The 21,816-nt window shown below is 75.8% G+C and carries 22 protein-coding genes; 7 read left to right on the forward strand and 15 right to left on the reverse strand.

The genetic code is table 11. The features are described from left to right. The first annotated feature begins 251 nt into the window (after positions 1–251). Positions 252–1,115 carry a S1 family peptidase gene (locus tag CHC11_RS31870; protein WP_089315579.1) on the forward strand — a complete coding sequence of 288 codons (864 nt, stop codon included), beginning with the start codon at positions 252–254 and terminating at the stop codon, positions 1,113–1,115. Between the two features lie 18 nt (positions 1,116–1,133). On the opposite strand, the gene CHC11_RS31875 is transcribed toward CHC11_RS31870, so the two are convergent. Then, positions 1,134–1,922: a SigB/SigF/SigG family RNA polymerase sigma factor gene (locus CHC11_RS31875; RefSeq protein ID WP_089315580.1), complete on the reverse strand. Its 789-nt coding sequence runs from the start codon at positions 1,920–1,922 to the stop codon at positions 1,134–1,136. Between the two features lie 220 nt (positions 1,923–2,142). On the opposite strand from CHC11_RS31875, the gene crcB reads away from it, so the two are divergent. The 3 genes from crcB to CHC11_RS31890 all read left to right on the forward strand — a co-directional run bounded on the left by crcB (position 2,143) and on the right by CHC11_RS31890 (position 4,177). Then, the gene (gene crcB, locus CHC11_RS31880) at positions 2,143–2,658 is read left to right on the forward strand and encodes a fluoride efflux transporter CrcB (RefSeq protein ID WP_089315581.1); all 516 of its coding nucleotides are present in this window, start codon (positions 2,143–2,145) and stop codon (positions 2,656–2,658) included. After that, on the forward strand, positions 2,655–3,017 hold the full coding sequence (locus CHC11_RS31885; RefSeq protein ID WP_089315582.1) for a fluoride efflux transporter FluC: 363 nt from the start codon (positions 2,655–2,657) through the stop codon (positions 3,015–3,017). The genes crcB and CHC11_RS31885 overlap by 4 nt, the downstream gene beginning before the upstream one ends. A 266-nt stretch (positions 3,018–3,283) precedes the next feature. Continuing rightward, positions 3,284–4,177, forward strand: a complete 894-nt coding sequence (locus CHC11_RS31890) for a polysaccharide pyruvyl transferase family protein (protein WP_089315583.1) — start codon at positions 3,284–3,286, stop codon at positions 4,175–4,177. A gap of 40 nt (positions 4,178–4,217) precedes the next feature. Here the strand turns inward: CHC11_RS31890 and CHC11_RS31895 are convergent, their stop codons facing one another. Genes CHC11_RS31895 through CHC11_RS31940 form a run of 10 tightly spaced genes read right to left on the reverse strand, consistent with a single transcriptional unit; the run spans position 4,218 to position 15,236 of the window. Then, entirely contained in the window at positions 4,218–5,174 is a 957-nt protein-coding gene (locus CHC11_RS31895; protein ID WP_089315584.1) for an NAD-dependent epimerase/dehydratase family protein, read from the reverse strand. A gap of 10 nt (positions 5,175–5,184) precedes the next feature. Further along, positions 5,185–6,141, reverse strand: coding sequence for a glycosyltransferase family 9 protein (locus CHC11_RS31900; RefSeq protein WP_245920028.1), 957 nt, complete (start codon positions 6,139–6,141; stop codon positions 5,185–5,187). After that, positions 6,132–6,809, reverse strand: coding sequence for an SDR family oxidoreductase (locus tag CHC11_RS31905; RefSeq protein ID WP_089315585.1), 678 nt, complete (start codon positions 6,807–6,809; stop codon positions 6,132–6,134). Before CHC11_RS31905 ends, CHC11_RS31900 begins: the two co-directional genes overlap by 10 nt. After that, a complete protein-coding gene (locus tag CHC11_RS31910; RefSeq protein ID WP_089315586.1) occupies positions 6,806–8,203 on the reverse strand; it encodes a PfkB family carbohydrate kinase in 1,398 nt (465 codons plus the stop codon). Before CHC11_RS31910 ends, CHC11_RS31905 begins: the two co-directional genes overlap by 4 nt. Positions 8,204–8,230: 27 nt before the next feature. Continuing rightward, positions 8,231–8,836, reverse strand: a complete 606-nt coding sequence (locus CHC11_RS31915; RefSeq protein WP_089315587.1) for a D-sedoheptulose-7-phosphate isomerase — start codon at positions 8,834–8,836, stop codon at positions 8,231–8,233. Continuing rightward, entirely contained in the window at positions 8,836–10,068 is a 1,233-nt protein-coding gene (locus CHC11_RS31920) for a glycosyltransferase (RefSeq protein WP_089315588.1), read from the reverse strand. Before CHC11_RS31920 ends, CHC11_RS31915 begins: the two co-directional genes overlap by 1 nt. Further along, complete coding sequence (locus CHC11_RS31925) at positions 10,065–11,060, reverse strand: glycosyltransferase (protein WP_245920030.1); 996 nt, start codon at positions 11,058–11,060, stop codon at positions 10,065–10,067. The genes CHC11_RS31920 and CHC11_RS31925 overlap by 4 nt, the downstream gene beginning before the upstream one ends. Next, a complete protein-coding gene (locus CHC11_RS31930; RefSeq protein WP_089315589.1) occupies positions 11,057–12,085 on the reverse strand; it encodes a glycosyltransferase family 9 protein in 1,029 nt (342 codons plus the stop codon). The genes CHC11_RS31925 and CHC11_RS31930 overlap by 4 nt, the downstream gene beginning before the upstream one ends. Then, complete coding sequence (locus tag CHC11_RS31935; protein WP_089315590.1) at positions 12,082–13,599, reverse strand: HAD-IIIA family hydrolase; 1,518 nt, start codon at positions 13,597–13,599, stop codon at positions 12,082–12,084. The genes CHC11_RS31930 and CHC11_RS31935 overlap by 4 nt, the downstream gene beginning before the upstream one ends. Then, complete coding sequence (locus CHC11_RS31940; protein ID WP_089315591.1) at positions 13,596–15,236, reverse strand: carbamoyltransferase family protein; 1,641 nt, start codon at positions 15,234–15,236, stop codon at positions 13,596–13,598. Before CHC11_RS31940 ends, CHC11_RS31935 begins: the two co-directional genes overlap by 4 nt. 231 nt (positions 15,237–15,467) lie before the next feature. On the opposite strand from CHC11_RS31940, the gene CHC11_RS31945 reads away from it, so the two are divergent. Then, entirely contained in the window at positions 15,468–16,355 is an 888-nt protein-coding gene (locus CHC11_RS31945) for a glycosyltransferase family 2 protein (RefSeq protein ID WP_089315592.1), read from the forward strand. Positions 16,356–16,367: 12 nt separating this feature from the next. Beyond that, entirely contained in the window at positions 16,368–17,195 is an 828-nt protein-coding gene (locus CHC11_RS31950) for a glycosyltransferase family 2 protein (RefSeq protein ID WP_089315593.1), read from the forward strand. A 22-nt stretch (positions 17,196–17,217) separates the two neighbouring features. On the opposite strand, the gene CHC11_RS31955 is transcribed toward CHC11_RS31950, so the two are convergent. After that, complete coding sequence (locus tag CHC11_RS31955) at positions 17,218–18,660, reverse strand: MFS transporter (RefSeq protein ID WP_089315721.1); 1,443 nt, start codon at positions 18,658–18,660, stop codon at positions 17,218–17,220. A gap of 108 nt (positions 18,661–18,768) precedes the next feature. Between CHC11_RS31955 and CHC11_RS31960 the strand changes: the two genes are divergently transcribed. Continuing rightward, a complete protein-coding gene (locus CHC11_RS31960) occupies positions 18,769–19,668 on the forward strand; it encodes a helix-turn-helix transcriptional regulator (RefSeq protein WP_089315722.1) in 900 nt (299 codons plus the stop codon). Positions 19,669–19,690: 22 nt separating this feature from the next. On the opposite strand, the gene CHC11_RS42220 is transcribed toward CHC11_RS31960, so the two are convergent. The 3 genes from CHC11_RS42220 to mgrA form a co-directional block, all read right to left on the reverse strand. Next, positions 19,691–20,083 carry a DUF6343 family protein gene (locus CHC11_RS42220; protein ID WP_218826338.1) on the reverse strand — a complete coding sequence of 131 codons (393 nt, stop codon included), beginning with the start codon at positions 20,081–20,083 and terminating at the stop codon, positions 19,691–19,693. 3 nt (positions 20,084–20,086) lie between these two features. Beyond that, positions 20,087–20,530, reverse strand: coding sequence for a YbhB/YbcL family Raf kinase inhibitor-like protein (locus tag CHC11_RS31970; protein WP_245920032.1), 444 nt, complete (start codon positions 20,528–20,530; stop codon positions 20,087–20,089). Positions 20,531–20,599: 69 nt separating this feature from the next. Next, positions 20,600–21,625 carry an L-glyceraldehyde 3-phosphate reductase gene (gene mgrA, locus CHC11_RS31975; RefSeq protein ID WP_089315595.1) on the reverse strand — a complete coding sequence of 342 codons (1,026 nt, stop codon included), beginning with the start codon at positions 21,623–21,625 and terminating at the stop codon, positions 20,600–20,602. Positions 21,626–21,816 lie beyond the last annotated feature (191 nt).

The following is a 21,816-nucleotide window of genomic DNA, read 5'->3' on the forward strand; positions in this document are numbered from 1 at the left end:
CTCCGCCAGAACTGGAACGAAGACAAACGCTGGCAACCCACCTGGAACAACGACCAACGCCAACAAGGCTACGCAGGCTGGAAAAAGGCAGTCGAGCGCACTTACGGCTGGGTGGAGGTCGACTGAGAAGGGTGCCACGCGGGGAAGGGCGGCGGTGCTTCTCAGCGGGAATCCATTGATCTAGCATCCGCCGAGTCAGCGCCGTCCCGGCCGGGGCGCTCTCCGCCGCCGGCCCGCCCGAGAGGATCCGCATGCCCAGCCGCATCGCCGCAGCCGCCCTCACCGCCGCCGGGACGCTCGCCTTCGCGGGCGCCGGCGTGCTCGCCGCCGGTCCCGTGCGGGCCGCACCCGCCCAGCCGCAGGCGCCGCGCGCCCAGCGGGCGGCGGTCGACTTCACCGGGATCGTCGCGCTGAGCAACTGCTCGGGGTCCCTCGTGCGCGGGCCGCGGTCGCGGGACACCGACGCCGCGCTGGTGCTGACCAACGGCCACTGCCTGGAGTCGGGCATGCCGGGGGCCGGCGAGGTGATCGTGGACCGGAGGTCGTCCCGGACGTTCACGCTCCTCGACCGGACGGGCGGCCGGAACCTCGGCACCCTCCAGGCCACGAGGGTCGAGTACGCCACGATGACCGACACCGACGTGACGGTGTACCGGCTCAGCACGACCTACGCGGCGATCCAGAGGCGCTACGGGATCCCCGCGCTGCGCCTGTCGACGGCCAGGCCGCACGACGGGACGCCGATCCGGATCGTGTCCGGCTACTGGCGGAGGATCTACGGCTGCACGACCGACGCGACCGTCTACCGGCTGCGCGAGGCGGACTGGACGTGGAAGGACTCCATCCGCTACAGACCGGAATGCCGGACCGTCCACGGGACGTCCGGATCGCCGGTCATCGACGCCCGGACGCACCAGGTCGCCGGCATCAACAACACCGGCAACGACGACGGCGAGCGCTGCACGCTCAACAACCCGTGCGAGGTCGACCGCGCCGGGAAGGTCACCGTCCGGCAGGGCATCCACTACGGGCAGCAGACGTACCTGCTCGCCCGGTGCCTGGGCCGGGGCAACGACATCGTGCTGGGCGGGGCGTGCGCGCTGCCGAGGCCCTGACGGGCCGGGCGCGGGCGGTCACCGTTCCGCCAGCAGGCCGGAGCGGAGCCGGTCCAGGGTCGCGCGGATCAGCCGGGAGACGTGCATCTGGGACAGTCCGATCTGCTCGGCGATCTGCGTCTGCGTCTTGTTGCCGAAGAACCGCAGCAGCAGGATCGTGCGCTCGCGTTCGGGCAGGCCGTCGATGAGGGGCCTGAGGGCGTGGCCGTCGATGAAGGCCTCCAGCGCCGGGTCCTCGGAGCCGAGGTACTCGCCGACGGTGCCGGCCTCGCCGTCCGGGGACCCGTCGGCCGGCGCCTCCAGCGACAGCGGGCGGTAGGCGTCGCAGGCGATGATGACCTCGACCGCCTCGTCCTCGGTGACGCCCATGAGCGCCGCGGTCTCCGCGGTGGTGGGGGAGCGGCCGTGCTCGCGGGTGAAGTCCTGGACGGTCCGGTGCAGGACCGGCCGCAGCTCCTGGATGCGGCGCGACACCCGGATGCCCCACGTCTTGTCGCGGAAGTGCCGCTTCACCTCGCCGGTGACCACCGGGTAGGCGTAGGTGACGAACCGGTCCCCGACCGCGGGATCGAAACGGTTGATGGCTTTGACCAGGCCCAGGTAGGCGACCTGCTGGAGGTCGTCCTGCGGCTCCCCCCGGTTGGCGTAGCGGCGCGCCACGCTGCGGACCAGGGGCTTGTGCAGGGCGACGATACGTTCGCGCAACCGCTCCCGCCGGGGGTCGGTCACCTGGAGCCGGTTCATCTCCTTGAGAAGCGTCTCGGTCTGTCCGTCGTCGAACCGGCCGGTGGACTCCGCCCACGGCATACGCGCTCCCTTCCAGCGGGGCTGGTGAGGGTAGGAGGATCGTTTGGTCCCGTCTCACTACCCTGGGAAGCTCAGGTCACACGGTGCCGGTAGGCTCGAAACGACCTGGAGACGGGGAACGGCGGTGGGGCCCGCCGTGCCTGGACGGCGAACCGCGGAAACCTCCGCCAACGGTCCCTACCGGTGAGTGCGTCGTGGCTACTGGTAGGAGTGTGCGCCCGTGAACGGCCGTCCTGTCGATTCCGATGTCGATCTGCATGTTCCGAGGCAGCGGTCCGAGCTGCGCGAAGGGCCGTGGGGGGTTCTGGCGGCGATCGCGGCCGGCGGGGCCCTGGGGGCGCTGGCGCGGTACGGGCTCGGCACCGCGTTCCCCCACCGTGCGGGGGAGTTCCCGTGGGCCGTCTTCTGGGTGAACGTCTCGGGGTGCCTCCTGATCGGGGTGCTGATGGTCCTCATCACCGAGACGTGGAGGGCGCACCGGCTCGTGCGCCCGTTCCTCGGGGTGGGGGTGCTCGGCGGCTTCACCACGTTCTCGACCTATGTCGTCGACGTCCAGGAGATGGTGGACCACGGCGCGCCCCTGGTCGGCCTGGCCTACCTCGCCGGGACGCTCGCGGCCGCGCTCACGGCGGTCTACGCGGGCGTCCGGGCGACCCGGCTGCTGGCCCGGCCGGGCCGCCGCGAAGCGGTCGCGCGGACCCGGTGCACCGAGCGGAGCGGGGCGAACGGCGAATGACCATCGTGCTGATCGCGCTGGGCGCCGCGCTCGGTGCTCCGCTGCGCTACCTCACCGACCGCGCCGTCCAGGCCCGGCACGACTCGGTGTTCCCGTGGGGGACGTTCACCGTCAACATCGCGGGGTCGTTCACTCTGGGCCTGCTGGCGGCGCTGCCCGCGCACGACGGCGTGATGGCCTTCGCCGGGACGGGTTTCTGCGGCGCCCTGAGCACGTACTCCACCTTCGGCTACGAGACCCTGCGCCTCGCCGAGGAGGGGACGCGCTTCTACGCCGTGGCCAACGCGGGGGCCGGCATCGTCGCGGGGCTCGGCGCCGCGTACTGCGGGATGGCGATCGCCCAGGCCGTCGCCGGGTGAGAGCTGGCGCGGCCCAGGCTCGCAGTTCGGGGCACTTGGCTCCGAGCTGGCGAGTGGGCCGCGCCAGGACTCTGCCCAAGCGGGCATCTCGGTAAACCGCTGGGTGTCTGGACTGTCACCGTGTGGGAACCGCCTCCTTCCGCCACGGGGCACACCTGGCCCGGACATGGGACGGACGGGGGCGGGTAGCAGCGCCGCAGGGCGTCTCTTCGGCGTCCTGGGAGGAGCACCCGGCGGGGGCCGAGGCGGGGGAAGGCGGCTTGGGGATGCGCGTGCTGGTGACGGGATGGCCGAGCTTCCTGCACGGTGAGGCGACGGCGGGCGACGTCCTGGCGATGGAGGCCGTGCGCGCGGCGCTGACCGGGGCCGGGATCGACTGCCACCTGGCGTGGAGCCCGGTCTTCCGGCCGGGCGGCCTGGACCTCGACCGGGCGGACCCCGCGTCCTACACCCACCTGGTGTTCGCCTGCGGGCCGGTCCACGGCCGGCAGGTCGAGGAGCTCCACCGCCGGTACGCGCGCTGCACGCGCGTCGCCGTGGGAGTGTCGGTCATCGATCCGGCCGACCCCGCGGCGACCGGGTTCCACGCCGTCCTTGCGCGGGACGCGCCTGCCGGAACGCCGCGGCGGGACTTGGCCGCCCTGCCCGCGACGCCCTCGGTGCCCGTGGCCGGGGTCCTGCTCGCGCCCGGCCAGGCCGAGTACGGCGACCGGCGGCGCCACGACCGCGTCGAGCGGGAACTGGCCGGCTGGCTCGCCGCACGCGACTGCGCGCGGCTGCCACTGGACACGCGGCTCGATCCGCGCGACTGGCGCCTGTTCACGACGGCGGCCGAGCTGGAGTCGGTGCTGCGCAGGCTCGACGTGGTGGTCACGACGCGGCTGCACGGCCTCGTCCTGGCCCTGAAGAACGGGATCCCCGCGCTGGCCGTGGACCCGGTCGGCGGCGGCGCGAAGGTGACCGCGCAGGCGCGGGCCTGGTCGTGGCCCGCCGTGGTGACACCGCCCGCGGCGCCGCCCGGCGAGCGGGTCCTGGACGCGGCGGAACTCGACCGGTGGTGGAGGTGGTGCCTGTCGCCCGAGGGCGCCGGGCGGGCCCCCGCGCATCCGGCGGACGGCGCGCTGATCGGCGGGCTGATGGACGTCCTCGGCGTGCGTTAGCGGTCCGGCATGCCGGGAGGTGCCCGCCGTGGGCCGGCGCTCAGGCGGGCCGTGCGACCGGCAGTTCCCTGGCGAACCATTCGAGCGTGCTCCGCAGGCCCTCCTCGATGGAGATCCGCGGGCGCCAGCCGAGCACGTCCTCGGCCAGTGCGGTGTCGGGGCGCCGGACGCGCGGGTCGTCCTCCGGGCGGTCGATGAACCGCACGCGGGACGGCGACCCCGTCAGGCCGATGACCAGCCGCGCGAGGTCGGCCATGGAGATCTCGTAGGGGCTGCCGATGTTCACCGGCCCGGGGTGGTCGGCGAAGGCCAGCGCGACGATGCCCCGGACGGTGTCGTCCACGTGGCAGATCGACCGCGTCTGCGAGCCGTCGCCGGTGACCGTGAGGTCCTCGCCGGTCAGCGCCTGCCGCAGGAACGTCGGGATCGCGCGGCCGTCGTCCGGCCGCATCCGGGGGCCGTAGCTGTTGAAGATCCGCACGATCGCGGCGTCGAGGCCGCGGGAGTGTCGGAACGCCGACGTCAGCGCCTCGCCGAACCGCTTCGCCTCGTCGTACACGCTGCGCGGCCCGACCGGGTTGACGTTGCCCCAGTACGACTCGGGCTGCGGGTGCACCAGCGGGTCGCCGTACACCTCGGAGGTGGAGGCGAGGACGAAGCGGGCGCCCTTGGCCTCGGCGAGGTCCAGCGCGTTGCGGGTGCCCTGGCTGCCGACCTCCAGCGTCTGGATGGGGTACCGCAGGTAGTCGGCGGGGGAAGCCGCCGACGCCAGGTGGAAGACGTGGCCGACGCCGCCGGGGACGTTCACCGGCTCGGTGAGGTCGCGCTTGAGGAAGCGGAAGTCCCGCCGCCCGGCGAGATGGGCGATGTTGCGGGAGGTCCCGGTCAGCAGGTTGTCCAGGCACACCACCGAGAGGCCCTCGGCGAGCAGCGCCTCGCACAGGTGCGAGCCGAGGAAGCCGGAACCCCCGGTGACGACGGCGCGTGGATGTCTCATCTTGTCCCCCTCATCGGTTCGGGTGGGCCAGTGCCCTCCCGGCGGCCTCGACGGCCTCGTCCGCTGTGATCTCCAGCAGCCCGGGACAGGGCTCGCGTCCGTGCGGGTCGCCGCGGCGTCCCGCCCACAGGACGTGGTGCTCGGCGCGGTCCGGAGGCCCCCACCGGCCGGGCGGAGTCGGGCCGAACAGCAGCACCGACGGTGTGCGGTAGGCGGTCGCGAGGTGCGCGACCCCGGTGTCGCCGCAGACGACCAGCCGGGCGCCCGCGACGAGCGCGGCCAGCCCGGGCAGCGGGGTGAGGCCGGACAGGTCGGCGGCCCGGCCGAGCCCGGCGAGCCCCACGACGCGCCGCGCGAGGCACGCCTCGCCGGGGCCGCCGGTGACGACCACGCGCTCCCCGCCGTCGCGCAGCGCCGCCGCGACGGCCGCGAACCGCTCGGGAGGCCAGCGGCGCGCCGGGAACCCCGCCCCGGGATGGACGACGACGGCGCCGGGCGCGGGCGAGGCCGCTGCCGGGACCGGCAGGTCGAGGTCCCCGGGGTCGGCGTCGAAACCGTAGGCCGCGACCAGCCGGCACCAGCGGGCCACCTCGTGCTCGCCCGGGTCCCAGGCGGGGCCGCCGGCGTGCCGCGCGCCGGGGCAGGCGAACGCCAGCAGCCGGCCCGGCTCCAGAGCCGCGAGGAGCCGGTGGCTCCGCGGGCCCCGTCCGTGCAGGTTGACCGCCGCGTCCACGGGACCGGCGGGCGGCAGCGGAGCATCCAGGCCGTCCGTCGGCAGCACGTCGTCGACCGCGCCGCTCGTGCGGGCGAGCGGCGCGAGCGCCGGCGGCGCGGCGAGCGTGATCCGCGCCCCGGGCATCCCGCGCCGCAGCGCCCGCAGCGCCGGGACCGCGGTCAGCAGATCGCCGAGGCCGAGTGCCCGCAGCACCAGCGCCCTGCGCGCCGCGGGGGCGGCGGTCACGGCCACGACGGCTCTCGGGAGGGGCAGACGACCAGTTCGCGCACCTCGCAGCCGGCCGGCTGGGCGAGCGCGAACGCGATGGTCGCGGCCACGTTCTCGGGGGGGTTCAGCTCGGCGTCGGCCCCGGGCTTGTACCGGTCGGGCCGGCCGTCGAAGAACGCGGTGTCCATCCCGCCCGGCACCACCATGGTGACGGCGACCTTCCCGGCCGTCTCGGCGGCGAGCGCCCGCGTGAAGCCGACGACGCCGAACTTGGACGCGCAGTACGCGGTCGCGTCGCCCACGGCGCGGAACGCCAGAGTGGAGGCGACCGTGACGACCCGCCCGTGCGGCTCGTTCTCCAGGTACGGAAGCGCGGCGCGCACGACGGCGGCGGTGCCGAGCAGGTTCACCTGGACGACCCGCTCCCAGTCCTCGGCGGGGACCTCGCACAGGGTCCCGCAGGCGTCGATGCCGGCGGCGGTGACGACGGCGTCGAGCCCGCCGGCGGCGCGCGCCAGGCAGTGCACGGCGCGCTCGGCGCACCGGCGGTCGGCGAGGTCGGCCTGCATGTGCTCGAAGTCCTCCTTCGGAGGGTGCCGGTCGAGGACCAGGGGCCGCCCGCCGTCGTCGGCGACCCTCCGCGCGACGGCCGCGCCGAGTCCGGAAGCGCCGCCGGTGATGAGAACGTTCATGACGCGTTTCCCTTCGTGGTCGACAGCAGGCGCGTGGTGGAGCGCCCTTCCAGGAGGGGCAGCAGGACCACCTCGCCGTTGTGGGACCGGACGGTCTCGGCCTCGGGCAGGGCCGCCCCGGCGTAGTCGGCGCCCTTGACCCACACGTCGGGGCGCAGGCGCTCCAGGAGCGGCGCCGGGGTGTCGTCGTCGAACACCAGCGCGGCGTCGACGTCGCTGAGCGCCTCCAGCACCCGGACGCGGTCCGCGGCGGGCGTCACCGGGCGGGACGGCCCCTTGCGGCGCCGGACCGACGCGTCGGAGTTGACGCAGACGATCAGGCAGTCGCCGAGCCTGCGCGCCTGCTGCAGCAGGCTGACATGGCCCGCGTGCAGCAGGTCGAAGCAGCCGCCGGTGGCCACCACCGTGCCGCCCGCCCGCCGCGTCCGCTCGACGACGTCCCAGGCGTCCTCGCCGCGCTCGGGGACGAGCCGGGCCGTGCCGCACTCGGCGAGCTGCGCCGCGACGGCCGCGGCGGCGCCGGCGTGGACGAACTCCGACGCCCGGTCGACGCCCTCGGTGACGGCAGCGGCCAGGTCCGCGCCGTCGGCGAGCGCGCCGACGGCGCCGGCGGCGAAGCTGTCGCCCGCGCCGCACGAGTCGCCGCGGGCGGGCCGGGCGGGCGCGAGGAACGGGGCCTCGGACCCGTCGCACAGCAGCGCGCCCTCGGCGCCCAGCGTGATCGCGACGCCTTCGATGCCCCAGGACCGGCCGAGGTGGCGGCCGCGCCGCCCGGCGGCCGACAGTCCGAACCCGGTGATGTCGGCGCCGTCGGCCGCGGCGAGCCGGGCGGCCTCCTCCTCGTTCGGGGTGAGCAGCCGGACCCCCGGCACCGGCGGCTCGCCGCGCGGGTGCGGATCCCACACGACGGGGACGCTCGGGGGCAGTTCGCCGAGCAGGGACCGGACGGCGCGGTGCCGGGAGACGCCGCGGCCGTAGTCGGAGACCAGCACGGCGCCCGCCCCGGCGATCGCCTCGGCGACGCGGGGGCCGACGGGCCCGTCCAGGGCCTGCCCGTCCCCGGCGTCCAGGCGCGCCACCGAGTGGCCGCCGGACCGGATGCGCAGCTTGCAGGGCGTCCCGCCGTGCAGGTGGAGCGCCGCCACCTCCACGTGCCGCTCCAGCATCGCGCGCAGCCGCCGGCCCGGGTCGTCGTCGGCGAGCGCGGTGACGAGCACCACCTCGCGGCCGCCCGCCGCGGCGAGCAGCGCCGCGAGGCCCGCGCCGCCGGGACGGGGCCGCTCCTCGGCCTGCTCGACGACGGGGACGGGCGCGTCCGGGCAGAGCCGGCTGCTGCTGCCGACGACGTCGACGTCGAGCAGGACGTCGCCCACCACGACCAGTGGCGCCGTCATGGCCCCTCCCTCCCGCGAGGGTCCCGCTCAGGCATGGCGCACCCCCAGCGCGTCGTCGACCGCCCCGCACAGCAGGTGGATCGCGGCGAGGTGGATCTCCTGGACGGTCGAGGTCGAGGCCGCCCGCACGGTGATCGCGTCGTCGCACGCCTCGGCCAGCGGGTTCGGGCCCGGCCCGGTGACCGCCCAGGCCGCGAGCCCGAGCCCCCGGGCCCGCCGCGCCGCCGCGATCACGTTGGGGCTGCGCCCGCTGGTCGACAGGCACACCAGCACGTCCCCGGGGCGGCCGTGCGCCTGCACCTGCCGCTCGAACACGGTGGCCGCGCCGTAGTCGTTGCCGATCGCCGTGAGCGACGAGGTGTCGCCGTGCAGCGGGATCGCCGACAGCGGCCGGCGCTCGTCCTCGAACCGGCCGACGAGCTCGGCCGTCAGATGCTGCGCCTCCGCGGCGCTGCCGCCGTTGCCGCAGGCCAGCAGGCGGCCCCCGGCGCGCAGGACGCCGGCCAGGCGCAGGCCCCACGCCTGCACGGTGGGGACCTGCTCGCGGAACAGCAGCGCCGCCTCCGCGAGCGCCTCCAGCCGCCGGTCGTGGACGGTGGAGGTGCGGGTCCGGGTCCCGGGCTGCGCGGTCATCAGGCCGCCACCCCGCTCAGCGCGGCGGCGTGCCGGTAGACCTCGGCGGTGCCGGCGGCGACCCGGGCCCACGAGTAGTGTGCACGCGCCCGCCCGCCGCCCGCGCGCCCCATCGCGGCGCGCTCGGCCGGATCGTCCAGCAGCCGCCGGATCGCCCGGGCGGCCTTCTCCGGGTCGCGCGGCGGGACGACGACGCCGGTGACGCCGTCCACGACGGTGTCGAGGTGCCCTCCGACGGCGGTCGCCACCACCGGGACGCCGCAGGCCATCGCCTCCAGCGGCACCATGCCGAACGGCTCGTACCAGGGCAGGGTGACGACGAGGCTCGCCGAGCGCAGCAGCGGCGGGACCTCGTCGCGGCCGAGCCGGCCGAGGAACTCCACCCGCCCGGCCGCGTTCGCGTCCGCCGCCACCCGCCGCAGCCTGCGCACCTCGGGGTCGCCGTCGAGGCCGTCGCGGGGCGGCCCGCCCGCGACCAGCAGCTCGGCGTCCGGCAGATGCGCCAGCGCGCGGATGGCGGTGTCGACGCCCTTGCGTTCGACGAGCCGCGACAGCACCACGAGCCGGGGCCGTCCGCGCCCGCCGCGGGCGGGACCCCCGGGCGAGAAGAGGTCCAGGTCGACCCCGCACGGCACCACGCGGACGCGGTCGCGGGGGACGCCCATCGCGGTCAGCTCGGCGGTCTCGTCCGAGCAGGTGGCGACGACGGCGTCGGCGGCGCGCCCGAGCGCGCGCTCCAGCCGGACGCGGGAGGCGGGGCTGGTGTCGCCGTCGCCCTGGTGGCGCCGCTTGACGGTGCCGAGCGCGTGGTAGGTCTGCACGACGGGGACGCGCCGGGCCCCCGCCGCCTGCGCCGCCTGGACGGCCGCGAGGCCGCTCATCCAGAAGTGGGCGTGCGCGACGTCGGGCGGGTCCGCGGCCCAGCGCCGCCCCAGGTACCTCCCGAAGTCGTGCATCCACGGCAGCAGGTCGTCCTTGGCGATGGGCCCGGCCGGGCCCGCCGGGACGTGCTCCACGGTCACGCCGGGCGCGAACCCGACCCGCTCGGGCAGCGCGGCCGCGTCCCGGCGGGTGTAGACGGTGACGACGTGCCCCTGCGCGCCGAGTTCGGCGGCCAGTTCCGCGACGAACACGTTCTGCCCGCCGCCGTCCGCTCCGCCCAGCCCCGTCCCGGCGGGGCCGCTCCCGGCGGCGAGGGGGCTGGCGTGCTCGGAGATCATGGCTATCTTCATCGCGTTACCTCCTGGAGAGTTCGCCGCCAGTCGCGCAGGAACCGCGGGAGCCCGTAGCGGTCGACGGCGTGCGCCCGCGCCTCCTTCCCCATCTGGCGGGCGCGCGGCGGGTCGGCGGCCAGGGTTCGCGCGGCGCCGGCCAGGGTGGCGACCCGCGTGGACAGCACCCCGGCCTCCGGCGGGACCGCCTCGACCGCCTCGGTGGTGGCGAGCGCCACGACCGGGAGGCCGAGCATCATGGCCTCGATCAGCGCGAGGCCGAGCGAGGTCCACCGGTAGGGGTGGACGTAGACGCGGCGGCGGGCGAGCTCCTCGTGCATCCTCGCCTGCGGCAGGTCCTCGAAGGTCCAGAGCGCCTCGTGCGCGATGCCGAGCCTGCCCGGGGCGCCGGAGACGTTCATCCCGAACAGGTCCACGGGGACGGCGGCCGCCAGCTCGGCCAGCAGGTCGGCGCCGGCGACGCGCCCGCGGCGCAGCGGGTCGTTGATGACGACGCCGGCGCGCGGCAGCTCGGCGGTGTACCGGTGGCCGGGGTCGACGACGCCGTGCTCGATGACCCTGGTCGGGGCGCGGCCGCAGTTCCAGAACAGCTGGTTGAAGTGGGTGACGTGCACGACGAGGATGTCGGAGCGGTCGTGCAGGAAGTGGCGGCTGTCGGGGACGACCTCCTCCGGCATCCCCACGTCGGACGGGGTCCGGCGCGGCGTGTCGTGCTCGACGTAGACGGCCGGGACGTCGCGTCCGGGGCGGCGCCCGAGCCACTTCTCGGCGAGCCGCAGTTCGCGGGGGCGCTGCAGGACGACGGCGTCGACGTCCTCGTCGCGGAGCCGCTCCGGCGGCACCTCGACCGCGCGGTCGGGCCAGTGGAAGGTGTCGGGGCGGCCCCTCCCGTCCGGGCCCCGGTCCGGCGTGACGGGGACGAGCGTGGTCTGCGGGCCGTGGACGAACGACGTCGCCCACGATCCGTGCACGTGCCACATCAGCACTCTCACCGGGCGGGCACCTCCTCGTCCGACGCCGTGATCTCGTCCGACGCCACGATCTCCACGGCGGCGGCGACCTCGTCGGGGCCGACCGACGACAGGCAGGGGTGGCCGTCCACGGGGCAGTCGCGGGCGCGGCTGTCCCTGCACGGCGCCCGCTGGTCGCCGAGCAGCGCCAGCGGGACCCCGAAGGGCGCCCACCGGGCGGCCGGGACGGTCGGCGCGAACAGCGACACGACCGGCGTCCCGACGGCCGCCGCCAGGTGCGCGGGGCCGGTGTTGCCGGCGACGACGGCGCAGCCGCTGCGCAGCACCGACGCGAGCTCGGGCAGGCTGGTGCGCCCGCCGAGGTCGAGGCCGTCCTCCCCGGCGACCAGCGCCGTCAGTTCCTTCTCGTCCTTGTGGCCGGTCACGACCACCCGGCGTCCCGCGGCGACGAGCAGCCGCACAGCCTCGGCGCAGTGCCCGGGCGGCCAGGCGCGCGCCGGGACGGAGGTCCCCGGGTGCACCACCACGTAGCCGGGCCCGCCGGTGAGGTGGTCGATGTCGGGCAGCGGGCCGCGGACCCGCAGCCGGGTGTCGGCGGGGGCGGGGAACCCGGCGTCCTCGACGAGGCCGAGCATGCGCAGCGGCTCGGGCACATCGGTGTCCGGGCGGTGCCGCAGGTCCAGCAGCGACCCCGGGTAGTCCTCGCTGATGCCGCCGATCCAGGGCGTCCCGGCGAGCCGCAGCAGCAGCGCGAGCGGCAGCGGCGACTGGTGGAACGAGGTCAGGACCAGGGCCCGGTCGAACCCCCTCAGCTCGCGGACGAGGCGGTCGACGTCGGCCTGCTCGACGGGCACGGGGTCCGGGTCGATCCAGGGGGCGCGCCACTCGATGACGCGGTCGACGCCGGGCAGCATGTCGGCCGCGGCGCGCCCCCGCGGCCCGCACAGCAGCACGAGTTCGTCGGCGCGTTCGGCGACCGCCCGCACCGCGGGGCCGGCGAGCAGGACGTCGCCGATGTTGTCCTGCCGTGCGACGAGCACTCTCATCGGCGCCTCCTTCCGCCGAGGACCAGGTCGACGGCGGCCTCCAGCGTCGGCGCCGTCTCCGGCGCCCGCTCGATCTCCGCCCGCAGCGTCCGGCCCGTCGGGACGAGGATGCCGCGCGCCCCGGCCGCCGCCGCGGCCTCGATGTCGCCGCCGATGTCGCCGATGACCGCGCAGTCGGACGGCGGCACCCCGAGCCGCTCGGCCGCGCGCTCGACCAGCCCCGGGCGCGGCTTGCGGCACCCGCAGCCGTCGCCGCCGTCGTGCGGGCAGAACTCCCACACGTCGACGCGGCCGAGCAGCTCCTCGGCGCGGGCGTTGACGCGCCGCACGTCCCCGGCGGTGACGCGGCCCTTGGCGATCCCGGACTGGTTGGACACGACACCGATCCGGACTCCGTGCCGCCGCAGCCGGTCGAGGGCGCGGCGGGCGCCCGGCATCGGCTCGACCCGCGCCGGATCCCCGTTGTAGGGGACGTCCCTGATCAGGGTGTCGTCGCGGTCGAACAGGACGGCCCGCGTCCCGCCCCACGCCCGCGCCCGCCGGTGGACGGCCAGGCCCCGCACGCGGTGCCAGACCGCCGCGGGCGGGATGGCGGCGCTGGTGACCAGCATCCTGGTGACCTCTTCCGGCGTCCGGGGGCCCGGCCGTATCCGCTCGTGGGCGAATCTCGCGGTGAGCGCCGTCCAGGCCCCCGCGGCGGTGAGCGCGACGGCCGCGCCGCGGCGGCCGCGCGCCGCCGCGGGAAGGGCGGCGAGGGCGAGCAGGGCCGCCGCGGTGGTGAGGACGTGGCGGCGGAGCAGGCCGCGGCCCTCGCCGGCGCGGCGGCGCCAGGACGGGCCGTGCACGCGCCACATGAGGACGTCGTCGGCGTTCCCGGCCTGCGCCCGCACCGACGCCCAGAACCCGGCCGGGCGGACCGGATGCGCCAGCCGCCGCTCCCCGAGGACGAGGCCGTGCCCCGCGTCCATGGCGCGCAGCGCCAGGTCCGCGTCCTCGCGGTAGGCGCGGCGGAAGCGCTCGTCGAAGCCGCCGAGCGCTTCCAGTACGACGCGGCGGTAGGCCATGTCGGCGGTGATCCAGTCGGCGCCGGCGAGCCCGGCGGTGCCGCGCTCCCAGTCCGTCGGGGCCCGGCCCTCCGGCGGCGGGACGGTCACGCGCCCCTGGGAACCGCCGGCCTCCGGCGGCAGGGCGGCGAGGTCGGCCGCGAGCCGGGCGGGCCACTTCGCCTCGGGAACGACGTCGTCGTCCAGGAACGCGACCCACTCGGTCGTGGCGGCTCGCCAGCCGGCGTTGCGCGCGGCGGCGGGCCCGCGGCCCCCGGAGCGGATCACCCGGACCCGCGGCCCGGCCGACGGCGGAAGCGGCAGCGGCGCGCCGGGCGCCGGGCGGTCGTCCACGATGATGATCTCTTGCGGCGCGGGGCCCGCGCCGTCCTCCCCGGCGGCCAGCAGCGCGTGCAGCGTGACGCGCAGGCTCGGCCTGCCGATCGTGGGAATGACGACGGTGCAGTTCATCGGGCACGCACCTCCCGGCGGCGCACCACGAACGGCCCGATGGCCAGCAGGTCGACCGGCGCCGAGCCGAAGCACTCCAGCGCGTCGCGCGGGTCGTCGACCATGGGGCGGCCGGCGGTGTTCAGGCTGGTGTTCACGATGACCGGCAGCCCGGTGCGGCGGCGGAACTCCTCCAGGAGGCGCGCCACGAGCGGTTCGTCCGCGGCGTCGACCGTCTGGACGCGGGCGGTGCCGTCCACGTGCACGACGGCGGGGATCCGGTCGCGCCACCGCGGTCTCACCCGGTGCACGAACAGCATGTAGGGGCTCGGCAGCGGGCCCTCGAAGATCTCGGGTGCGCGGTCGAGCGCCACCATCGGCGCGATGGGCCGGAACTGCTCGCGGCCCTTGACGTCGTTGAGGCGCTCGACGTTGCCGGCATGCCCGGGATGGGCGAGCAGGGAGCGGTGCCCGAGCGCGCGCGGGCCGAACTCCGAGCGTCCCTGGAACCACGCCACGATCTCGTTGCGGGCCAGGGCGCCGGCGACGGCGGCGGCCAGGTCGTCCGGCCGCTCGTACGGGATCCCGGCGGTGTCGAGCCGCGCGGCGATCTCCTCGTCGTCCCACCGGCGGCCGAGGCCGGCGCCCGGCATGGCGGTCGGCGGGTCGCCGCCCGACCGCGCGACGTGCAGGGCCGCGCCGAGCGCCGTCCCGGAGTCGCCCGCCGCGGGCTGGACCCAGATGTCGTCGTAGGGCCCGGCCTCGGCCAGCCGGGTGTTGGCGACGCAGTTGAGGGCCACGCCGCCGGCGAGCATCAGGCGCCGGGCGCCGGTCCGGCCGTGCAGCCAGGCCGCGAGATCGAGGATCACCTCTTCCAGCCGGGTCTGGACCCCGGCGGCGAGGTCGGCGTGGTCGCGGGTCCACTCGCCGCCGGGCCGGCGGGCCTTCGCCAGGGAGCCCCAGTCGATCGGGGCGACCGCGAAGCCGCCGTCCCCGGTCGCGCGGACGTGCTCGCGCAGCTCGTCCAGGAAGCGCGGCTCGCCGTAGGACGCGAGCGCCATGACCTTGTACTCGTCGCTGGAGCGCAGGAACCCGAGGTGCTCGGTGAGGTCCTCGTACATGAGCCCGAGCGAGTGGGGGAGGCGCTGGGCGTGCAGCGGCGTCAGCTCGCCTCCCTCGTACGTCCCGGCCAGGTGCGAGTGCGACTCGCCGCGGCCGTCCAGGACCAGCACGTCGCCCTCGCCGGGCCGCGGCGCGGCGAGCGCGGCGGAGGCGGCGTGCGCGACATGGTGCGGGACGTAACGGACGGTCCCGGGGTCGAGCCCCGGCAGAGCGGTCGCCAGGAAATCGGGGGCGCGCCGCGCGTAGAGCGTCCGCAGGCGTTCCCACCGGGCGTCGTGACCGTCGAGCCCGGGCTCGACGAGGTCGGGATCGTAGGAGTAGGCGACGGCGTCGAGGTCGCCGGGCTCCAGTCCGGCCTCCTCCAGGCACCATCGGGCGGCCTGCTCCGGCGTCTCCCAGGCCGAGAAGGGCACCGGCCGCTTCCCGTGCTTGCGGCGGCTGAAGCGCTCCTCCTCGGCCGCGGCGACGACGGCGCCGTCCGCCACCAGCGCGGCGGCCGGATCATGGAAGATCGCGTTGATTCCGAGCACGCGCATGAGTACCCCGTTTCGGCGCAGCGTTCGGTAAGGCAGAGGACGGGTGCCTTCGTCCTAGGCACCGCGCCCCGGGACGGACGGCCGGAGCGGAATCCCCTATAGGTAATTCCGGACATTGCCGAGAAACTGTGCCGTTAAACGCTGATGTCGGCAGAGTCGCGGGTAATAAAAAGTGCAGGTGACGCGGCATCCGCGCACATATAGGGGAATGCGGGGGGTACTGGCCGGTTCATGCGCTACACCGTCGTCGTCATCACCCGGGACCGGCGGCGTTCCCTGCTCACCGTCCTGGCCGCCGCCCGCGCGCTCACCGAGCGGGCGCCGGTCATCGTGGTGGACAACGCCTCCCGCGACGGGTCCGCCGCCGCCGTCTCGGAGGAGTTCCCGGAGGCCACCCTGATCCGTTCGCCGCGCAACCTCGGCGCCGTCGCGCGCAACCTCGCCGTCGACCACGTCCGCACGCCCTACGTCGCGTTCTGGGACGACGACACCTGGTGGGACCCGGACGCGCCGTCGCGCGCCGCCGGCCTCCTGGACGCGCACCCGCGGCTCGCCGTCGTGACCGGCCGGATCCTGGTGGAGCCCGGCGGGCGCGAGGACCCGATCGTGCCGGAGCTGCGGCACTCGCCCGTCCCCGGGCCGCCGTGGCTGCCGGGACCGGCGCTCGGCTCGTTCCTGGCGGGGGCCTCCATGGTCAGGGCGGAGGCGTTCCGCGAGGCGGGCGGGTTCTCTCCCCGGCTGTGGCTGGGCGGGGAGGAGGAACTGCTCAGCGCCGACCTGATGGCGCTCGGCTGGCAACTGTGCTTCGCCGAGGACGTCGTCGTGCACCACGAGCCCTCCCGCGTCCGCGAGGCGCACCTGCGGCGACGCCACGGGATCCGCAACACCCTGTGGTTCACCTGGCTGCGCCGCCCGCTGCCCGCGGCCGCCCGCCGGACGGCCGTCCTGCTGCGCACCCTGCCGCGCGACCGCGTGACGGCCGCCGCGCTCGCCGAGGCCGCCGCCGGGCTGGCCTGGGTGGTCCGCGAGCGCAGGACGCTGCCCCGCGACGTCGAGGACCGGCTGCGCCGCCTGGAGGCGTCCCAGCGCGAGTCCAGGGCACGCCGCTACGTGAGCTAGGGAGGCCACCGCATGCCGGACGTGACGATCGTGGTCGCGACCCGCGACCGCGCCCCGGAACTGCACCGCAGCCTCGGCCATCACACGGCCCCGGTCATCGTGGCCGACAACGCCTCCCGCGACGGCACCGCCGCCGTCGCGGAGGCGGCGGGGGCGACCGTGCTGAGGCTTCCGGCCAACCGGGGCGCGGCGGCCCGCAACGCGGGGGCCCAGCTCGCCGCCACCCGCCACATCGCCTTCGCCGACGACGACTCCTGGTGGGCCCCGGGCTCGCTGGAGCGGGCGGTCGAGATCCTCGACGCCCACCCGCGCACGGCGCTGCTCGCCGCGAAGGTCCTGGTGGGGGAGGAGGGGCGGGTGGATCCCGTCTCCGAGCAGATGGCCCGCTCGCCCCTCGGGCGCCCCGAGGACCTGCCGGGGCCGGCCGTTCTCGGCTTCCTGGCCTGCTCGGTCGTCATGCGCAGGGACGCCTTCCTCGACGCCGGCGGCTTCTCCGACGTCCTGCACTTCGGCGGCGAGGAGGAGCTGCTCGCCCTCGATCTGGCCGCCGCCGGATGGGGGCTCGCCTACGTGCCGGAACTGGTCGTCCACCACCATCCGTCCGAGACGGGCCGGGACCCGGCGGCCCGCCGCCGCAGGCAGGCCCGCAACCGGGTGCTGACCGCGTGGCTGCGCCGCCCGCTCCCCGCGGTCGCGCGCACCGCCGCGTCCGCGCTCGCCAGCCGGGAGGGCCGCGCCGGGCTCGCCGACGCGGCCCGCGCGCTGCCCGCCCTCGCCCGCGCCAGGCGGCCGGTCCCGCCCGCGGTGGAGGCCGCCCGCACCCGCCTCGCGCGGTACTGACCGTTCCGCGCCCCGAGCAGGGCTACCTGGAGAGGGAGGAGGACCGGGCGCGGGTCAGGGAGAGCGCGCACAGGGCGCCGATCAGCGCCATGCCGGCGAGCGCCCACCCGGTGCCGTACTCGGCGTGCCGTGTCGACCCGCCGGACTCGGCCAGCGTGAGGAACAGCGTTCCGACGGTGGCGATGCCGATCACCTGCGCGAGCTGCATCAGCGTGAGCAGCAGCCCGCTGGCGTCCGCCGCGTCGCCGCGCGGGACGTGCTGCAGCGCGGTCGTCATGACGATCGGCATCACCCCGAGCCCGAACCCGATGACCACGGTGAGCACCTCGTAGGCGAGGCCGCCTCCGGCGAGGGGCCCGACGCACAGGTAGCCCGCCCCGGCCACGGCGAATCCGGCCGGGATCGCGCGCCGGTGCCAGCGGGCCGGCAGCCGCTGCCAGTTCAGCCCGACCAGCCCGAACGCGGTGACGCACGGCACGAACGCCAGCCCCGACTCCAGCGGCGACATCCGCAGGTCGCCCTGCAGGTGCAGGGTGGTGGTGAACAGGAACGTCCCCCAGCTCGCCGGCGCGAACACGATCGCCACGCAGGCCGGGACCAGCAGCGGGGCCCGCAGCACCCGCGGCGAGACCAGCGGCCGTCCGCCGGCGGCCGCCACGCGCCGCTCCACGACGGCGAAGGCCGCGGCGAACGCGGCGCTGCAGGCCAGCGCCGCCCAGCCCCATGGCGGCCACCCCAGCTCGTGCCCCATGATCAGCGGAACGACGAGCAGCAGCACCGCGGGGGCCAGCGTGAGCAGTCCCGGCAGGTCCAGCTCGGTCCGCAGCGGGCGTGTCCGGCGCGCCGTCTCGTCGCGGGGCAGCACGCGCGGCCCGGCGAGCAGCAAGGCGGCGCCGATCGGCACGTTGACGAGGAAGACCGTCCGCCAGCCGGCGCCGAACAGGTTCGCGCCGACCAGAAGGCCCCCGGCGGCCTGCCCCACGACGACGCCGCCCGCGATGACGGCCGAGTACAGGCCGAGCGCCCGCGCCCGGGCCGCTCCGGAGAAGTCCCGCTGGATCATCGACATCACCTGCGGGGTCAGCAGCGCCGCGCCCGCCCCCTGCAGGAAGCGGAACATCACCAGCGTTCCGGTGGACGGCGCCAGCCCGCACGCCAGCGACGCCGCGGTGAACGACACGAGGCCGAGGTGGTACAGGCGGCGGTGGCCCGCGATCGCCCCGAGGCGCGCGCCCGTGATCAGCAGCACCGCGTAGGAGACGATGTAGCCCGCCACGACCAGTTGCAGCCCCGAGCCCGAGGCGCGCAGGTCGGTGCGCATCGTCGGGAGGGCCACGTTGACGATGTTCACGTCGAGGATGGCCATGAACTGGCCGAGCAGGATGACGGCGAGTGCGAGCCCGCCGGACCCGTTCCGCGACCCCCGTTCGGGAACGGTCCCGCGCAGATCGGTTGTCTGTGTCATGGGGACGAGCATGCGGGCGGACCGGTACCGGTAACGAGAGCCTGCCGATACGGGTACTGACAGCACCTGGAAGAGGGCGCCGGGCAGGGCCAGGCTGGGGGAGTGACGATGACGAGTGTGCCCGCGGCGCCCGCCGCCCGCCGGAACGGCAGTGGTGCGGGACCGCGCCGCCGCACGGAGCTGGCGGCGTTCCTGCGAAGCCGGCGCGAGCGGATCACCCCCGAGGACGTGGGGATGCCGCCCGGCCTGCGGCGCCGCACGCCCGGCCTGCGCCGCGAGGAGGTCGCCCAACTCGCCGGGGTCGGCGTCACGTGGTACACGTGGCTGGAGCAGGGCCGCCCGATCAACGCCAGCACCCAGGTGCTGGACGCGGTGGCGCGCACCCTGCGGCTGGACGGCGCCGAGCGCGAGCACCTGTACCGGCTGGCCGACGTCCCCGACGCGGCGGTCGAGGAGGAGGCCGGGAGCCTGCCCGAGGACGTCCAGGGCATCCTGGACGCGCTCGCTCCGATGCCGGCGGCGGTCGCCAACGCCCGCTCGGACATCCTGGCCTGGAACTCGGCCTACTCCGCGATCCTCCCGCACGTGCCGACGGCCCGGCCGTGCGAGCGCAACTCCCTGTGGATGGTGTTCACGCTGCCGCCGTGCTGCAACCCGGTCGCGAACCTGGAGGAGGCGGCGCCCGGCCACGTCGCCGTCTTCCGGCACCGCTACAGCAGGCACCTGGACGAGCCGGGCTGGAAGGAACTGGTCCGGCGGCTCCAGGCGGCCAGCCCCTTGTTCGCTCGGCTGTGGGCGTCGCACGATGTGGCGCTGCCCGGGCCGAGCGTGAAGGTGTTCCGGCACCACGCCGCCGGTGAGATCCGCACCCGCACCACGAGCATGGACATCACCGCGTCCCTGAACGCGCGGCTCGTCGTCTACACGCCGACCGACGAGCAGAGCCGGGAGCGGATCGGCCGGCTGCTCGCCGACCCCGCGGCCGCGGCCCTCGACCACCGGCACTGAGCACCGGTACCGGGCACCGGGCTCAGTGCCGGGCCCGCCGGGCGATCACCACCAGGTCGGCGGCGGCGATGACGGCGACCGCCGCGCAGATGCCCGCCGCGGTCCAGGAGCCGCCGCCCGAGGCGTTCACCGTGAACAGGATCGCGGCGGCCACCGCGCCGACCAGCGCGACCGCCGACAGTACGGCCCGCAGCAGCAGCGGGCTGCGCGCGGTCAGCGGCTCGTCCCCGCGCGGCTGCTCGTGCGGATACGGCCCGTGCGACCCGGGGCCGTGCCAGCCGGGGTCCTCCCGGCCGATGTCGTGCCGGTCGTGCTCGTGCCGTCGCTCGGGCTCGCTGCGCTCGGGCTGGTTGCGCTCGGGCCCGCTCCCGCCGGGCTCGTGCCGCCCCGGCCCGTCCGTTCCGGTGCCGCCCATGGCTCACCTGGCGTAGGTGCCGACGAGCGTCCCCGACGCGACGACCTTGTCCTCGACGGCGGCGCGCAGGTCCTCGGCGGTGAAGCCGTCCGGCAGCCCGGACGGCTCCGCCAGCCCGTACAGCCGGAAGAAGTACCGGTGCGGGTCGTCGCCCACCGGGGGCTTCGGCCCGCCGTAGCCCTCGGTGCCGTAGTCGTTGCGCCCGAGGACGGCGCCGGTCGGCCGCTCACCGGCGTCCAGGCCGGTGGTCGCCGGGTCGATCCCGGCGAGCAGCCAGTGCGCGAAAGTGCCGGACGGGGCGTCGGGGTCCTCGCACGCCAGGGCCAGCTCCACCACCCGCTCGGGCGCGGGCGACCACTCCAGCGGCGGCGAGAGGTCCCCGCTGTCGTGGGAGTGATCCGAGGGCATGAGCGCGTGGTCGCCGAACGCGGTGCTTGTCAGCGTCATCTCTTCCATGTGCTGCTCGTGCCCCGTGACGCCCGGTCGATGCACGCGCCGCCCCGGCCCGCGGGCCGGTCAGCCCGCGCTGGAGGCCGCCCAGATGTTGATCCCCGCCTCGACGGCGTCCCGGTCGATCGCGGCGAGCTCGTCCGGGGTGAAGTCGAGCCGGTCGAGGGCGGCGAGGTTCTCCTCCAGTTGCGCGACGCTGCTCGCGCCGATCAGCGCCGAGGTGACCCGGCCGTCCCGCAGCGACCAGGCCAGCGCCATCTGGGCGAGCGACTGCCCGCGCCCCTCGGCGATCGCGTTCAGCGTCCGGACGTGCCGCAGGTTGTCCTCGGTGAGCAGGCTCGTGGACAGCGACGTGCCCCTGCTCGCCCGGGACCCCTCCGGGACGCCGTCGAGGTACTTCCCGGTCAGCATCCCTTGCGCCAGCGGCGAGAACGCGATGCAGCCGGCGCCCTCCCGGTCGAGGGTGTCGAGCAGTCCGCCCTCGATCCAGCGGTTGAGCATCGAGTAGGACGGCTGGTGGATCAGCAGCGGGGTCCCCATCTCCCGCAGGATCGCCGCCGCCTCGGCGGTGCGCTCCGGGGAGTAGGACGAGATCCCCGCGTACAGGGCCTTGCCGGACCGGACCGCCCGGTCCAGCGCCCCCATCGTCTCCTCCAGCGGCGTCTCCGGGTCGAAGCGGTGGCTGTAGAAGATGTCGACGTAGTCGACGCCCATCCTGCGCAGCGACTGGTCGAGGCTCGCGAGCACGTACTTGCGCGACCCCCACTCGCCGTACGGGCCCGGCCACATGTCGTAGCCCGCTTTGGTCGAGATGACGATTTCGTCCCGGTACGGGGCGAGGTCCTCGCGCAGGATCCGGCCGAAGTTGGTCTCCGCGGACCCGTACGGCGGGCCGTAGTTGTTGGCGAGGTCGAAGTGGGTGACGCCGAGGTCGAACGCGCGCCGCAGGATGGCCCGCTGGACGTCCAGCGGCCGGTCGTCGCCGAAGTTGTGCCACAGGCCCAGCGAGATCGCCGGGAGCCGCAGCCCGCTCCGCCCGCACCGCCGGTAGGGGATGCGCTCATATCGCTCACTGTCTGCCACAAAGGTCATGGTCAGGAGTATTTCAGGACACGTGGCCCGCCGAGCGCGCCGCCGGTCCGCCGCCATCGGCACCATGATCTTCAGGAGGCGCGATCCGCAGCGGCGCGCGGGCGGCGGCGCGGGAGTACACAAAGGATCGATGCCCCGGCTGTCATGTCTGCGAGGGTGAAGTGACCTGTGAAGTGGCAAGAATGGTCTGA

The organism is Actinomadura mexicana, from assembly GCF_900188105.1.
GTDB classification, from domain to species: Bacteria; Actinomycetota; Actinomycetes; order Streptosporangiales; family Streptosporangiaceae; genus Spirillospora; species Spirillospora mexicana.